Source organism: Pseudomonas sp. NFX15 (genome assembly GCF_049132105.1).
Classification (GTDB): domain Bacteria; phylum Pseudomonadota; class Gammaproteobacteria; order Pseudomonadales; family Pseudomonadaceae; genus Aquipseudomonas.
The window spans coordinates 18,951-32,592 of sequence record NZ_JAFMPV010000035.1; the positions used below are offsets into that span (position 1 = coordinate 18,951).

At 59.8% G+C, this 13,642-nt stretch carries 11 protein-coding genes and 4 pseudogenes; 7 read left to right on the forward strand and 8 right to left on the reverse strand.

The genetic code is table 11. The features are described 5' to 3' along the window. Positions 1-40: 40 nt before the first annotated feature. The 3 genes from J1D76_RS25030 to J1D76_RS25040 form a co-directional block, all read right to left on the reverse strand. On the reverse strand, positions 41-943 hold the full coding sequence (locus J1D76_RS25030; RefSeq protein WP_421141041.1) for a polyprenyl synthetase family protein: 903 nt from the start codon (positions 941-943) through the stop codon (positions 41-43). Between the two features lie 16 nt (positions 944-959). Continuing rightward, positions 960-2,420 (reverse strand): APC family permease, encoded by a 1,461-nt coding sequence (locus J1D76_RS25035; RefSeq protein ID WP_421141042.1) that lies wholly within the window; start codon positions 2,418-2,420, stop codon positions 960-962. A gap of 169 nt (positions 2,421-2,589) precedes the next feature. Further along, a complete protein-coding gene (locus J1D76_RS25040) occupies positions 2,590-3,618 on the reverse strand; it encodes a helix-turn-helix transcriptional regulator (RefSeq protein WP_421141043.1) in 1,029 nt (342 codons plus the stop codon). A 617-nt stretch (positions 3,619-4,235) separates the two neighbouring features. Here J1D76_RS25040 and J1D76_RS25045 point away from each other — a divergent pair. From J1D76_RS25045 to J1D76_RS25060, 4 genes and pseudogenes are all read left to right on the forward strand, one after another. Continuing rightward, a pseudogene (locus J1D76_RS25045) lies at positions 4,236-4,475 on the forward strand (DJ-1/PfpI family protein); the annotation flags it as partial. After that, entirely contained in the window at positions 4,394-4,573 is a 180-nt protein-coding gene (locus J1D76_RS25050) for a DUF1330 domain-containing protein (RefSeq protein ID WP_421141044.1), read from the forward strand. The pseudogene J1D76_RS25045 and the gene J1D76_RS25050, both read left to right, overlap by 82 nt. Positions 4,574-4,659: 86 nt before the next feature. Beyond that, a complete protein-coding gene (gene yghU / locus J1D76_RS25055; RefSeq protein WP_421141045.1) occupies positions 4,660-5,499 on the forward strand; it encodes a glutathione-dependent disulfide-bond oxidoreductase in 840 nt (279 codons plus the stop codon). A 258-nt stretch (positions 5,500-5,757) separates the two neighbouring features. Beyond that, a complete protein-coding gene (locus tag J1D76_RS25060) occupies positions 5,758-6,567 on the forward strand; it encodes a lytic transglycosylase domain-containing protein (RefSeq protein WP_421141047.1) in 810 nt (269 codons plus the stop codon). 42 nt (positions 6,568-6,609) lie between these two features. Here the strand turns inward: J1D76_RS25060 and J1D76_RS25065 are convergent. The 5 genes and pseudogenes from J1D76_RS25065 to J1D76_RS25085 all read right to left on the reverse strand — a co-directional run. Further along, a pseudogene (locus J1D76_RS25065) lies at positions 6,610-6,705 on the reverse strand (VOC family protein); the annotation flags it as partial. A 231-nt stretch (positions 6,706-6,936) separates the two neighbouring features. Beyond that, entirely contained in the window at positions 6,937-7,308 is a 372-nt protein-coding gene (locus J1D76_RS25070) for a RidA family protein (RefSeq protein WP_421141048.1), read from the reverse strand. A 29-nt stretch (positions 7,309-7,337) separates the two neighbouring features. Further along, positions 7,338-7,991 (reverse strand): DUF3726 domain-containing protein, encoded by a 654-nt coding sequence (locus J1D76_RS25075; RefSeq protein WP_421141049.1) that lies wholly within the window; start codon positions 7,989-7,991, stop codon positions 7,338-7,340. Beyond that, a complete protein-coding gene (locus J1D76_RS25080; protein WP_421141051.1) occupies positions 7,972-9,666 on the reverse strand; it encodes a hypothetical protein in 1,695 nt (564 codons plus the stop codon). Before J1D76_RS25080 ends, J1D76_RS25075 begins: the two co-directional genes overlap by 20 nt. Further along, positions 9,667-10,032 (reverse strand): annotated as a pseudogene (locus J1D76_RS25085) (BCCT family transporter); the annotation flags it as partial. Position 10,033: 1 nt separating this feature from the next. Between J1D76_RS25085 and J1D76_RS25090 the strand changes: the two are divergent. The 3 genes and pseudogenes from J1D76_RS25090 to J1D76_RS25100 form a co-directional block, all read left to right on the forward strand. Next, positions 10,034-10,666 (forward strand): annotated as a pseudogene (locus J1D76_RS25090) (MFS transporter); the annotation flags it as partial. Between the two features lie 146 nt (positions 10,667-10,812). Further along, positions 10,813-11,358: a DinB family protein gene (locus J1D76_RS25095; RefSeq protein WP_421141052.1), complete on the forward strand. Its 546-nt coding sequence runs from the start codon at positions 10,813-10,815 to the stop codon at positions 11,356-11,358. Positions 11,359-11,509: 151 nt separating this feature from the next. Then, positions 11,510-13,636, forward strand: a complete 2,127-nt coding sequence (locus J1D76_RS25100; protein ID WP_421141054.1) for a TonB-dependent receptor family protein — start codon at positions 11,510-11,512, stop codon at positions 13,634-13,636. Positions 13,637-13,642: the final 6 nt, after the last annotated feature.

Genomic DNA, 13,642 nt, shown 5'->3' on the forward strand with positions numbered 1-13,642 from the left:
TAACGTTATTAAACCAACGAAGAAACGAAAGTTCGTATCACTAAAGGTCGCGCTCCACGACAATATGGGCAAGTTGTCGAAGTGCATCGGCTTGCGGGCCAAACGCTTCCAAGGCCGTCAACGCCCCCAGCAGAAGTTGCGAGGCATAATGCCGCGCCCCCTCCAGTCCCAATAAAGAAACAGCGGTGGACTTGTCAGCGTGCTGGTCCGCATGAACGGCTTTCCCCAAGGCAACCCGATCTGCGACGACATCCAGAATGTCATCGCGCACTTGAAAGGCCCTGCCGATCTGTTCAGCGTATTTTCTCATCGCCACGAAGCGGCTCGTTTCCACACCCGCCCCACTCGCCATCGCGCCCAGCACGACGCTGGCCTCGATCAACGCGCCGGTTTTCAAACGCTGCATTTCGGCGATTTGTTCCAGGGTCGGTCGGTTACCGGCCAACGCCATGTCGAGAAACTGGCCACCTGCAAGCCCGGCGGGACCCGACGCCCTGGCCATGACCGCCACCATTTGCAACCGAATCCCGGCACTGACCGCCGATGTTTGCGCCAGCGATTCGAACGCCAGTGCCTGTAAGGCATCCCCTGCAATCAAGGCCGTGCTCTCGCCGTAGGCCACATGCAACGCCGCCTTTCCTCGACGAACGAGCGCGTCGTCCAGTGCAGGAAGATCGTCATGTATCAAGGAATAGGCGTGCATCAACTCCACCGCGCAAGCGACATCATCCGCAGCATCGAGCCGCCCCCCCATGGCCTCACACGCACTGTAAGCGAGTAGTGGCCGCAAACATTTACCCGGTTCAAATACGCCGTAAGCCATGGCGTTATACAGTTTTTCCAGTGACGGACTGGAGTGAGTCAGCAGTTTCCTTAATCCATTCTCCAGTCGAGCACGAAGTGTCCGGTATCTTTCGTTACTCATGGCTTCATGTATTCGCATCACCGACTCGCCAGGTTTATTCGTGATCCGCGACGGCGGCGCGTAACGTAGATTGCGTATAAGACGGTGAGGCCCATTTCGAATAAATAGCCCAACCCACCATCGCCAGGAAAACAATCATGATCGGCACCGCCCAGTTTTCGTACCACGAAAGTTCCGGATAACGAGGCCATGAAATATTGACCGCTTCAAACAGTGTCCAACCCGTCGCCGCGAAGATGGCGGGAATACTCAAGATACCCAGAGAGAACGGCCCCTCTCGCCACTCGCCTCTCAATACGCTCACACAAGCGCCCACCAGCGGGAATGCAAATGCGAGATAGAAACCGGCGATGCTGAACGCCAGTAACAGCGGATAAATATTGGTGAAAGACAACATGAACAACAGTGCCGATAGCCCGCCCGTCAACAGAAAGGCGCGCGTTGGCAAGTTGTCGTCCCCACTCAGTTGCCGGAGAAAATCCGAGCAAGGAATGGTTTTGTCCCGAGCGAACGCCCAAATCACCCGGGATACCGAAGCCTGAATGCCCAGCATGCATGCCACAAATCCAATGATGAACAGCACCAGCATGCCCTTGTAAGCGATCTGCCCTAGATGAGTGATCAACGTCACCGTGACAGGATCGCTTCCCGCAGGGAATTCCAGGGTGGGCAGCGCCAAAATCAGGGCAAACGCCGAGAATGCGACCACCGCGCCGACCGACAGCAGGCAAAACAGCATGGCCTTGGGTACCGCTCGTTCAGGATCTTTGACTTCCTCGGCGACGGCACCGGCGCTTTCGAAGCCCACGAATGCCCAACCGCAGTAGGCAATGGCGAGCGCTACTTTCGACGAGAAAAAGCCGGAGATACCGGGTTCCGGCCAGGCAAACACCTGAGCGTCAGGAATCAGGATGGACAACGCGTTGACTTTGAACTCCACCAGCAACAGCACGCCGATGCCGACCGAACCGATCACTTCGGCACCTATGCACAGCCAGACGATGGTCGAGAAAATCTTTCGGCCTTGAGTATTACCCCACGTGGCGAATGCGATCAGAAACAGCGCAATCGGCACACTGATCATCTTGTCGGTTGCATCGATGCCGAACAGTTGCGCCACGAATCCCGCGCCGCCAAGGGCTACGGTTGCGATGGTGATCGGCAGCGTGCAGATGTAAGTCCAGCCTGCAAACCAGCCAAAACGACTGCCGAGCAGGTACTTGGACCACTGATAGATACTGCCCTCATAGGGGAATCTCGACACCAGCATGGCGAAGACCAACGCCACTAGCAGTTGCCCTGCCATGGCCACCACCAACCCCCACCAGAAGGCAGGGCCGACCGTCAGGATGCCGATTCCGAAGATGGAATAAAGCGCCACGATGGGCGATATGAAGGCAAAGGCCAGGGAAAAGGTGGAGGAGAAGTTCAGTTCACGCTGCAGGTGATGACCCTTTTCCTGACTATAGTCCCTGCCAACCGGTGTGCTGTTCATGGGCATACTCCCGCCGCTCGCGTTATTCGCGAGACTTCAAGTTCATATTGTTATGGTTGTAGGCCGGCCGCTGAATGACCGTTGTTGCGGGGATGCGTGCCGAGCCTTGAAGGCGATGTTATCGCTCGTTACCGTCAGCACCAATAGTGCCAATCTGCACTAGCCGCCGTTATGGCTGGCCGAACATGTGCAGCATAAATAAAGAAAATATTTCCCGCTCGCTGGTGATATCGAGCTTGGCGTACAAGCGTTGTTTATAGTTCCTGACCGTTCCCAGACTAAGATTCAACTTTTCTGCGATGACGGGCATCGAATACCCACGCAAGGTTTTTTCCACCAATTGTCGCTCACGCGGACTCAGGTGGTAAGTATCATAGAATTGTTCGAAGAACTCTTTTACATCCGTTTGTATATACCCTTCGCTTTTTTGTTCGAGAAATACGGCTCTGACGCTTGTAGCCGAAGCGGATACATTCCTGGAATATTCCCAGTGGGCAATCAGACCCTCAAGGTTAACCGCGATCAGTTCAGGCTGACTCAATATGTATTCCAGCGTGTCGTTTGCGAAGGCATGACCGGTCAAGGCAAGCCATGCGGGATTTTGGTAAATGATCCTGTTATCACTTCCTAACGTGAGAACGCCGACCTTCCCACTCCCAAACAGGCCACCGAGCCCCTCCAGAAACTCCGTTCGCAGGTGCGCGGCATGCGCAGCGACGATGATCGGGTAGAGGGCGGTGAAAAAGGCGATTTCATCCTCATTGAACAGGGTGTACTCACGATCGAAACAGAAACCCAGATAGCCCCCTCCGAGGACAGGCAGCATCAGCGTCAGCTCGTCCAGAATCTGCCCTGACTTGAATATTTCGTCGTAATAAACATTGGAATCGTCCTCACTTTGCATGAGTGAAAACGTAACGACTGAGGGCACACGATCTTCTGTGACTAACCGAAGCAAAGGATCGATTCTGTACAGGTGACTCATATATTGCTCAACTGCCTCGTGGCTTAAAGAGGTGTTAACAATAAACTCGGGGGCAGAAAACCTGCTGTACTTGATGGCCAGCCAGCGTTCACAGTCAATATATTGTCCCAGCGTCTCCAGCACGATGGCATAAAAGCCCTGTTGCCCCACAGCATCGACAACTGCCGCTATCGCTGTCGCGACACGCTTGTGATCATGAAAGACTTCCTTCATGAGGATCTCCGATTTTGCAAATGCCTTATCGCGTCAAGCATAGTACTTTTGCAGTATTCGCCCTGGTGGTTAAGTCATGCGCCAGCTAACAAACCGAAACACGCATACCAATCGGCAATTACCATGCCACGTTAATTCAAAGAGCGAGATAGGCAATAGTGCAACATGGCACCATTGCCTTAAGACCGAAATAACATAGACGAGTCAGTGTTAGACATTAAATCTGCTCCGCCTGAAATCATCACCGCCAACAAAACTTTTCGTCATGCCTGAATAATGAGCCGTGCACGGGCCGTCGACAGGCCGACTGAGCTTGTGCCGATCACCAGCTCACTGATATGGCCAGTTCGCGCCGCAAACCCTGGCGTTCAAGCGCCTGGAAAAGTCCCACCTTCAGGCGACCCGGCGGCAGTACATTGACGTGCCGCATCTGCTCATATTGTTCTCGTGACAGGCTGCCTGTGACATCGGGGTGGTCGACACGCACGACACACGCCAGCGCATCGTCCATCAAATGCTGGACCACCTCGCCACTGGGCGGTACGCCACCGGAAGACGGCTATGACGAAAGCGATCCGTCGCAACTCGCTTTCCGTAACAGCCTGGCGATCCGCCGCATGGCCAACAGCCGCAAGTTGTCGCAAGTGGATGTGCTCGATTACGACGCGATCTTTTTCCCGGGGGGCCTGGGCCCGATGATTGATATCGCCAACGACCCGGATGTGAAGCGCGCCGTCGAGCGGGCCTGGAACGGCGGCAAGATCGTGGCCGCCGTGTGCCATGGCCCCGCGGCCTTGCTGGGCGCCAGACTGGAGGACGGCACGCCGCTGGTGCGTGGTACGACAGCCCCGCCTACCAAGAGGCGCGTCAACATCGCCGCAGGGGCGCGAAATTCCGGATACTGCTGGTCGAAGGTAGTGATGTGACGGCCGGATCGACGTCCGCCGATGGATGACAGCCAGGCTGCCTTCTGCCATGTTCAACCAAATTGGCCACCCGTGGTCTATGTGATCACAGCAAGCAAACGACAGGGTCCGTCTCATGAGCAAAGCGTCCTACGTTCCTCCGAAGGTCTGGAAAAACACCGCCCCGTCCGGCGGCCAGTTCGCCAACATCAACCGGCCGATCGCCGGCCCGACCCACGACAAAGTGTTGCCGGTTGGCAAACATCCCTTGCAGCTGTATTCACTGGCCACGCCCAACGGCGTGAAGGTGACCATCCTGCTGGAAGAGTTGCTGGCCCTGGGGCATACCGGTGCGGAATACGACGCCTGGCTGATCCGCATCAACGAGGGCGATCAGTTCTCCAGCGGTTTTGTCGAGATCAACCCGAACTCGAAGATCCCGGCGCTGCTGGATCGCAGCACCGAGCCGCCGATTCGCGTGTTCGAGTCCGGCTCGATCCTGCTGTACCTGGCGGAAAAATTCGGCGCGCTCCTGCCCACCGACCCGGCAGGTCGCACCGAAACCCTGAACTGGCTGTTCTGGCAGATGGGCGCGGCGCCCTACCTGGGGGGCGGCTTCGGCCACTTCTATGCCTACGCGCCGGAGAAGCTCGAATACCCGATCAACCGCTTCACGATGGAAGCCAAGCGTCAGCTGGATGTTCTCGATCGTCGACTGGGCGAAAGCCAATACCTGGCCGGTGATCACTACACCATCGCCGACATTGCGGTCTGGCCCTGGTATGGCCAACTGGTGCGGGACAAGGTGTACTCGGCCGCCGAGTTTCTTTGCGCGCACGAATACACCCACGTACAACGCTGGGCAGAGGCGATTGCCAACCGGCCTGCGGTCATCCGTGGGCAGCGCGTCAACCGGACGTGGGGCGATGAGGAGAGCCAGGTGCCTGAACGGCACCAGGCGAGCGATTTGGGCTGAACGCCTGGTTTACCATGGCCTAGGGGGCGATCCTCGGTTTCATTGGGGGGGCCTTGCTGATGGGCTGGGTGCGCGATCGGCAAGCCAGCGGGATAAAAAAGTGCTGACGCCTCGCCTGGAAACGCCAGCAGCCCGTACGTCAACGCAAGTTCCAAGACCGGCTACAAGGGGTATAACTAGCAGAACAAAAAGCGGATCACCCTACCCCCCTTCAAAGGCAGGCGCCCCAGCCCTGATCGGCACCGGCGGAGCGATGTGATGAGTTCCAGAGCATGGCGATGGGCTCGCAAGAGCCTTTCCGGTTGCATCGCGCTGGCCTTGCTGGTCGCGCCACTGTGCGCCAGCGCCATGTTCAAGTGCCAAACCCGGGACGGCGCCATCCGCTACACCCACCAAGCCATCGCCAACGCCCACTGTACTCGCCTCAATGGCACGGCGGGCGCTGGTGTCGGTGCCAAGGCAATGGCCCAGCCACGGTTTGCGCGCAACGACGACCCGGACGTGGTGCGGATTCGGGTATTCACCTTCATCCACAAGGGTAAACGTCAATACGTAAGCCGGCGCCCCGAAGGCATCTCCGCACGGGTCGATGTCCTTGAGCTCTACGTCATCAAGGGCTGTTATTTGTGCATGGCGCCCAAGGATTTCAACGTCGCCTCACTGAGCCTGGACACCCAGTCCTATCGACGGGAGATTGAAGCCGCGTCGGGGCAATATGGTGTCGACAGAGCGCTGGTCCGCGCCGTGATCCATGCCGAATCGGCGTTTCGCCCCAATGCCATTTCCGTAGCCGGCGCCCAGGGGCTGATGCAGTTGATGCCCGCCACCGCCGAGCGCTTCGCCGTGAACAATCCGTTCGACGCAGGACAGAACATTCGTGGTGGCGTGCGTTACCTGGCCTGGCTGCTCAAGCGCTTCAACGGCAACCAGATGCTGGCGTTGGCCGGTTATAACGCTGGCGAAGCGTCCGTGGTTGAGTACAACGGGGTGCCGCCCTACGCCGAGACGCAATCCTACGTCACCCGCGTGCAATCCTTGACCGAACGCTATCGCAACCATCGCCGGTAGCGTAGGCCGACTCATCTCGGACAGGTAAAACGCCGGTGCAGGTCATTGATGCTCGACGGCTTTGAAACCCAGGCTTTGAGAGAACCGCAACAGGTAGCCATCGGGGTCCAGCACCAGAAAATCAAGCTCGCCGTGCAGGCGGACTCCTTGTCATTGGCAACGCACCTTCAAGTCGTGGGACGGGTTGTCCCCCCCGACTCGGCACGGTTTTTTTATCACGATATCTACTTTGGGTCGCCATGCAGCGACAGTCCGGCAGGGTCGAAAGCAGCCGATCATTTCCAACATAAATCAACCCAAATCCGGCATAAACCTGCTCCAAGCCATGGAGCTTGGTCGAAGAAGCCAAGTAACCGATAGTCCCATCACTCAAGTCAGAGTCGGTATACGCTGGCCCGCGATTACCATGATCTCAATACGGTAATGCGGCTTGGCCATCGGCGCCTGCACGCAAGCGCGCACAGGTGCTTCGACGTCGGCCAGCCAGGCATCCCAGAGCTGGTTCATTGATGGGTAATCTGCCATGTCCTTCAGCCATATCTGCGCGCTAAGTAGCTGGCCGTTGTCGCTGCCTGCCCTTTCCAACGCTTCATCGATCTGTTTGAGCACATCAGTGGTCTGGGCGTGAATATCGCCGTCAACAATTTGCGATACCTTGCCCGACAGGTAGACGGTCTGATTGTGAATGGCCGTTTCGCTGAAACGTGGGGTGATGCCGATTTTCTGGATCGATTCCGACATTGCATTGCTCTCGATTAACGTAGGGAAATTCAGGTGTTGTCGCTCAAGCCAGCGCCTGCGCCCGATAAACGCGAAGCGTCAGAGGCTGGCACATAGGTGCGCGCGGCCAGGCTTTCGAGGTACTCATGGACGCTGGTGACGAGTGCGGGGATCGAGCCACAAATCGCATTTGCGCCCTGAGTGGCAAGTGCGATGCGGGTGCAATGAACACCCGCGACATGCGGGCAGATGAAGTTATCGGCCTGGATCAAGACCGCCTCCCCGCCCGGTGAGAACTCAAGGACGCAACCTTGCCATGACACCTGCAGCGCAATGTTCAACTGCCTCGCAGCAGCGCTGGCAAAAGGCATCAACAGCTGTGGATGAGACATTGCCCCAAGCTGGATTTCACCTTTTCTGCGTAGCAGGAAGGCATGGTCACTCAGCGTCACTCCGGCGATCAGCGGGCACAACGCCCTCCCGGCCAGTTCCCAGCGTTCGGCGCCTGGATCCGGTGTGAGCTGCGGATACGCGCAGCCATCATCCAGACGCAACTGCGCAGCCAACAGCGCCGGACCGTCCAGGCCATTGCCGCTCAGCCAGCGGGCGGCCTTGCCCGCTTCCTCAGCGAGCCCCCACGACAGTCCGGCACCGCGAGCGGCTTTCTTGCACAGGCTTTCGATTTCATTCAACGAAGCATTCACGATGCTGCTCCTGGCTGTCGAGACTCGGGCAGGACCAATCGTCCGCCGGCATGTTCATCAATTCATGGGGGAACGGCGCCCCCTGATACAGGGTGATACGCACCCAACGATCGGAGCGCGGGTCAAAGTGCGTGGCGCCGAAAAACGACAGCTTGCAACGCAGAAGATCAATCGGCAGCAGTGCCTGGTCGATCAGGTTGTCCTGGATGTCGGCGTATGGAAACGCCGGAGCCAACTGCACTCTGCGCACACTGTGACGATGCTCCGGATGCTGCAGCAGGAAACCCGCCAGCGGTTGCCCGTCCGGGAATGGGGCCAGTGTTGCCTGCAAGCGGCGGATGTCCCGGGCCACCGCCAGGGGTTGTTCGAGGTCTTGCCCCGGTTCGCTGAAGCGCTGACCGATCCGTGGTTCAAGTTTTTCTTCGGACACGTACCAGAACAGCGCCTGGCTGCTCTCGCTGTAAAAGTCTATATCGGCAACCCAGCTGTAGTGGGCCTGCAGGATTTCCCGTAACCGACCTACGCTTATCCCGCCATCGATGACAAAGCTTTGCTGTTCGTCTGCGTGCATGCCCTCGCCCAGTTCATCCACCAGATGCGCATAAGGCTCCAGCAACAGCGAGACCAGGCACTCCTGGGCCTCCAGCGACAGCGCGCTTTCAGCCCAGCGGTAGAGGACGTCCCAGGGAGTGACCTGGTTCAGAACGCCGTTGTCCAGTTGTCGTTTGACCCGGGACAGGTCGCGCTGCAATTGCAGTACGCGTGAATGTTGCAGTTCATGTTCAGAGTGCCAGTGGCCGGCACTGGCACGGGCCCGCTCAAGGTAATCGGCAAACACCCGACGCTCCTCGGCGGACGGTTCCTGCACAGCACGAACCCTTTGTAATGCCGTCTCACGGGCGCTGACCCAGTTGTTCAATAGCACCGGGTGGTTGAGCAGAAACGGAGCCATGCCCAACCCAGTGGAATTACCGATACCGAAACGGCGGCGCAGCTCCGGCGCCAGGGTCACTGCACGTTGCGGGGCGCGGACGCTGGCCAGGTGCTCGACCAGGTCCAGGGTGAATGCCCGAATCAGATATACAGTAAGCATTTCCGCCTGAAACGGCGCAGCCAGCTCAGGCCGCTGGGCGACGCTTTCACGGTCCGCAGCACCAAACTTGCCACTGCCGTAAACCGCAGTGGTGCGCATCAGATACCCGACCTCATCGATCTGCTCGCGCGCTGGTTGACGCCCTTCGGACAGGCTCTGCACGACATGATCGAACAGTCGCACCGAACGATTGGCCCGAGCCATGCACAACTCGCCGGAGGAAATACGCCCGGCTTCCTGTTTCGGCACATTGGCCTCAAGGCGATCCAGATCATCGGCATCGGGGATGCCGTCGAACAATGCGAAGGTGGCGTCCCAGGCGGTGGCGATGACCCGGTCCGAGCGCATGGCCGGATCCAGGTCATGGGCGAATGCCACCAGGCTGTAGCTGCGCTGTGGCCCGGTCGCGGTGTACACGGCGCGGCCCACGCCCTGTTGGTCCACCGTCCATACCGAACGCTGGAACTGCCAATGCTCATCCTTGAGGCGGCGCAGCAACTGGCGCATGAATGACAGGCGCGATTGGTGAAACGCTCCAAGTCGCGACGCCTTCATGACGGTCGCGGGCGATCGCATGTTCATTCAGTTCACTCCCTGGTCGCGGGCCATCTGCCGGGCGATACGGATCGCGTCCCAAACCGACGGCAGAATCAGCAGGGAAACCGGGACCGCAGTGATCACGATGAAGGATTGCAAGGCGCTGACGCCCCCTTGGCCAAGCGTGATCAACGTGGCGCCGACCAGCCCCATCCCCGCGCCCCAGAACACCCGCAGCCAGGCCGGTGACTCACCTTCGCCGCGGCTGACAGCCATGGCCACTGTGTAGGACATAGAGCCCGCGCTGGTCACTACCGAAAAGAAGCTAAGGAACAGGAACAGCGCAGAAATCAGGTTCGGCATGGGCATGGACTGGGCAACTCCGAGCAGCAGCGCTTCAGGCTGCACGCCGTCTACCGCCCAGGCGCTGTTCGGCGAAGGACGCGCACGTTGCACGCTGGCCTTGTGGTTGAGCTACTTCTTCACCCTGGCCGTGATGTACATGCTGCTCAACTGGCTGCCCTCGCTATTGCTGGAACAGGGCTTCACCAAGCCCCAGGCCGGCATGGTGCAGATGCTGTTCAACATCGGCGGCGCCATTGGCTCACTGCTCGGCGGCGTGATGCTGGACCGCTGCAACGGCATCAAAGTGGTCCTGTTCGTGTACGCCGGGGTGTTGGCCGCGCTGGCCGGGGTCGGCCTGTCAGTGGGTATCGTGCCAATGGCCATCGCCGGGTTTGCCGTCGGGCTGTTCGTCATGGCGGCGCAACTGGTGCTGTATGCCCTGGCGCCTCCTTCCTACCCGACTTCGGTGCGCGCCACCGGTGTTGGCGCGGCCGTGGCCATTGGCCGACTCGGCTCGGTGGCAGGTCCCCTGGCCGCCGGCCAGATCCTCGCCGCCGGTGCCGGCACCACTGGCGTGCTGCTGGCAACTTCACCGGGGTTGGTTATCGCCGCGCTGTCGATCCTGACCGTGATCGCCCGCACTGGCGCGATCGCCGAGCCTCAACCGGAAGCGGCAAATCGAGCCCCGCTACCCAGGTAAGAAAATGAAAATGCCCGGCCATGAGCCCAATGCACAGCTTGCAAGCCAGACAAAACATCGCCGATTACCTCAAGGCAGGACAAGCCTGCAGTTATCCTGATATGAATATCGAAAGTAATATCGGCTGATCACCAAGGAGCAACGCCATGCACCGCCCTCACCACGTCTGCCTGATGGCGACCTACAACGAGTGGATGAATGCAAAGCTTTATCAGGTCGCCAGCAGCCTCTCGGATGAAGCACTCGCCGTGGACAGGAACGCGTTCTTTGGCTCCATTCTCGGGACGCTGAACCACCTGGTGGCCGGCGACACGGTCTGGCTCAAGCGATTCGCCACGCACCCGGCGAACTACCCTGCCCTGGAGCCGATTCGGCTACGGCCGGCCCCGACCAACCTGCGGGCGCTGCTGTTTTCGAATATCCGCGAGCTGTCGGCCCATCGGGCATGGCTCGACCGGTTGATCATCGAGTGGGCTGGCTCCATTACCGAGCCGGACCTGGATCTGTCCCTCAAATATTCAAACACCCAGGGCGTGCCCGCCGACCGAAATTTTTATGCCCTGGTCATGCACTTCTTCAACCACCAGACCCATCACCGCGGACAAGTGACGACCCTGCTGACACAAGCGGGGGTCGACGTCGGCGATACCGACCTGCTTTTCCTCATTCCGTCCCAGCCTTTGGTTCCGTAGCACCACGCCATCGAAACGCAGGGGATGTTGTTCCCCTGATTTCCACGCCGGTGCCACCGGCGTGGAAAATTTCAAAATCGCCATGTGTTTCCTTGGTCTCTCATGGCGTCGCACTGTTCATTGCCCGTTCCTGTCTGTCTGGAGTTTCCCCATGCCTTCGCCCCATTCCTTGCCCGCTGCATTGCTGGGCCTGGCCCTTGTTTGTCCGGCGCTGGCCGAGGCCGAGGGCCTGGAGTTGGGGCAGGTATTGATCGGCGCGCAAGACCAGAGCGATGAAGACCAGGTGATCGAAAGTGCCAAGGCTCGACTGGACGAGGTGCCCGGTGGCACCAACGTGGTCGACATGCGCCGCCCCTTACAGGGCCGCGTGGCCAGCAATCAGGATGTATTGGCTTACCAACCAGGGGTCTACGCGCAATCGGCGGGCAACGAAGGGGTGAAGATCTCGATCCGAGGCTCGGGGATCAACCGTGCACCGGGGGCCCATGCCTCGGGCTTGTACACCTTGCTCGACGGCCTGCCGCTGACCGGCCCGGGCGGCACGCCTTATGAACTGCTCGATCCGCTGTGGCTGGACCATGTCGAGGTGCTGCGTGGCGCCAACGGTTTCGACCGTGGCGCGCTGGCCCTCGGCGGCGCCATCGACTACATCAGCCATACCGGCTATGACGCCCCACGCTTGCAAGTGCGCTACGCGATGGGCAGCCATGGCTATGTGCAGCGCCAGGTCAGCTCCGGCCAGGTGCTGGGCGACCTCGACACCTACGTGGCCTTGACCGATGCCAGCTCCGACGGCTACCAGGACCACACGGCCAGTGACAGCCAGGGGATGATCGCAAACGTCGGCTATCGCTTCAATCCGAACCTGGAAACGCGCTTCTACCTGCGCTATCGCCAGACCGACAACGATCTCGCCGGACGGGTGACCAAACACTCCATCGAGCACGACCCGCGCGCGGCCAACCTCGCGTACGTGGCACGGGACGACCGGCGCGAGCAACCGGGCAGCACCTTCATCGGCAACAAGACCACGTATTACATCGATGACGATTCCAGTATCCAGACCGGCCTGGTCTACCACGATTACCCCATGGACCTGCGCGAAGGCCCCAACCGCCTGAAGGTGGCCTACACCGATGTCAGCGGCACGTTCGACTACAAGCGTCGCGACACGCTCTGGGGCCTGGAAAGTGTCAGCACCGTGGGCCTGCGCACCACCAAACACCTGCCCAACGATGGCGCCAGCGAATCCGTGCGCATCCCGACCGGCAACACGGCCGGCTACGCGCCGGGCACGCCGATGCGCAACTTCACCTACCAGGGCTCGGACAATGTCCTGCATGTGGGCAATGACCTGGAGATCGCCGACGACCTGTGGCTGACCACCGGCCTGGCGGCCATCTACACCCGCCGTGAAAGTGCGGTGACCTACCCGCAAACCGGCGGCAAGACCAGCCTGCACGACTGGGACTACGCCCCGCGCCTGGGCCTGCGCTACCAGGTGACGCCGGACTTGCAGTTGTTCGGCAACCTCAGCCGCTCGGTCGAAGCACCGCACCCGTGGTCGCTGATCTACAGCTCCAACGTGCGCTTCCCGGCGGGCAGCGGCCCGGCCACCGGCACCCAGAGCACACCGATCGAACTGCAAAACCAGACTGCGACCACTCTGGAAATCGGCGGCCGCGGCGACAGTGGTATCGGTCAATGGAGCCTGGCCTGGTATTACGCGCAAGTGCGCCACGAATTGCTGTCGGTATTACCCGATGCCAACGCCACCACGCCGTACGAACTCAATGCCAGCCCGACGGTGCACCAGGGCGTGGAGGCCAGCCTGCTGAGCCCACTGTGGTCGGGGGAGGATGGCGCCCGGTTGAGCCTGCGCCAGAGCTATACCTTCAGTGACTTCCATTACCGTGACGACGAGCGCTTTGGCGACAACCGCCTGCCGGGCTTGCCGATGCACTATTACCAGGGCGAGTTGCGCTACGACTGGCCGCAAGGTTTCTTCGCGGCGGTCAATACGCAGCTGGTGTCGAAGGTCGCTGTCGACTACGCCAACAGCTACTACGCCGACCCTTATGCGATCTTTGGTGCGACCGTCGGCTACAACGCGCCCAAGGGCGACTGGCAGACCTGGCTGGACCTGCGCAACCTGACCGACCAGCATTACGCCGCCACCGTCACGCCAGGTTACGACGACAAAGGCCTGGACGCGGCCCGCTCCACACCCGGCGAGGGCATGGGGATGTTCGTCGGGGTGTCGTGGAGCCTGCTCTGAAACCCG

Coding starts and splice junctions, on each gene's coding strand:
- J1D76_RS25030 (WP_421141041.1), bottom strand. CDS start 943: ATGCGAATACATGAAGCCATGAGTAACGAAAGATACCGGACACTTCGT.
- J1D76_RS25035 (WP_421141042.1), bottom strand. CDS start 2,420: ATGAACAGCACACCGGTTGGCAGGGACTATAGTCAGGAAAAGGGTCAT.
- J1D76_RS25040 (WP_421141043.1), bottom strand. CDS start 3,618: ATGAAGGAAGTCTTTCATGATCACAAGCGTGTCGCGACAGCGATAGCG.
- yghU (WP_421141045.1), top strand. CDS start 4,660: ATGAGCAAAGCGTCCTACGTTCCTCCGAAGGTCTGGAAAAACACCGCC.
- J1D76_RS25060 (WP_421141047.1), top strand. CDS start 5,758: ATGAGTTCCAGAGCATGGCGATGGGCTCGCAAGAGCCTTTCCGGTTGC.
- J1D76_RS25070 (WP_421141048.1), bottom strand. CDS start 7,308: ATGTCGGAATCGATCCAGAAAATCGGCATCACCCCACGTTTCAGCGAA.
- J1D76_RS25080 (WP_421141051.1), bottom strand. CDS start 9,666: ATGAACATGCGATCGCCCGCGACCGTCATGAAGGCGTCGCGACTTGGA.
- J1D76_RS25095 (WP_421141052.1), top strand. CDS start 10,813: ATGCACCGCCCTCACCACGTCTGCCTGATGGCGACCTACAACGAGTGG.
- J1D76_RS25100 (WP_421141054.1), top strand. CDS start 11,510: ATGCCTTCGCCCCATTCCTTGCCCGCTGCATTGCTGGGCCTGGCCCTT.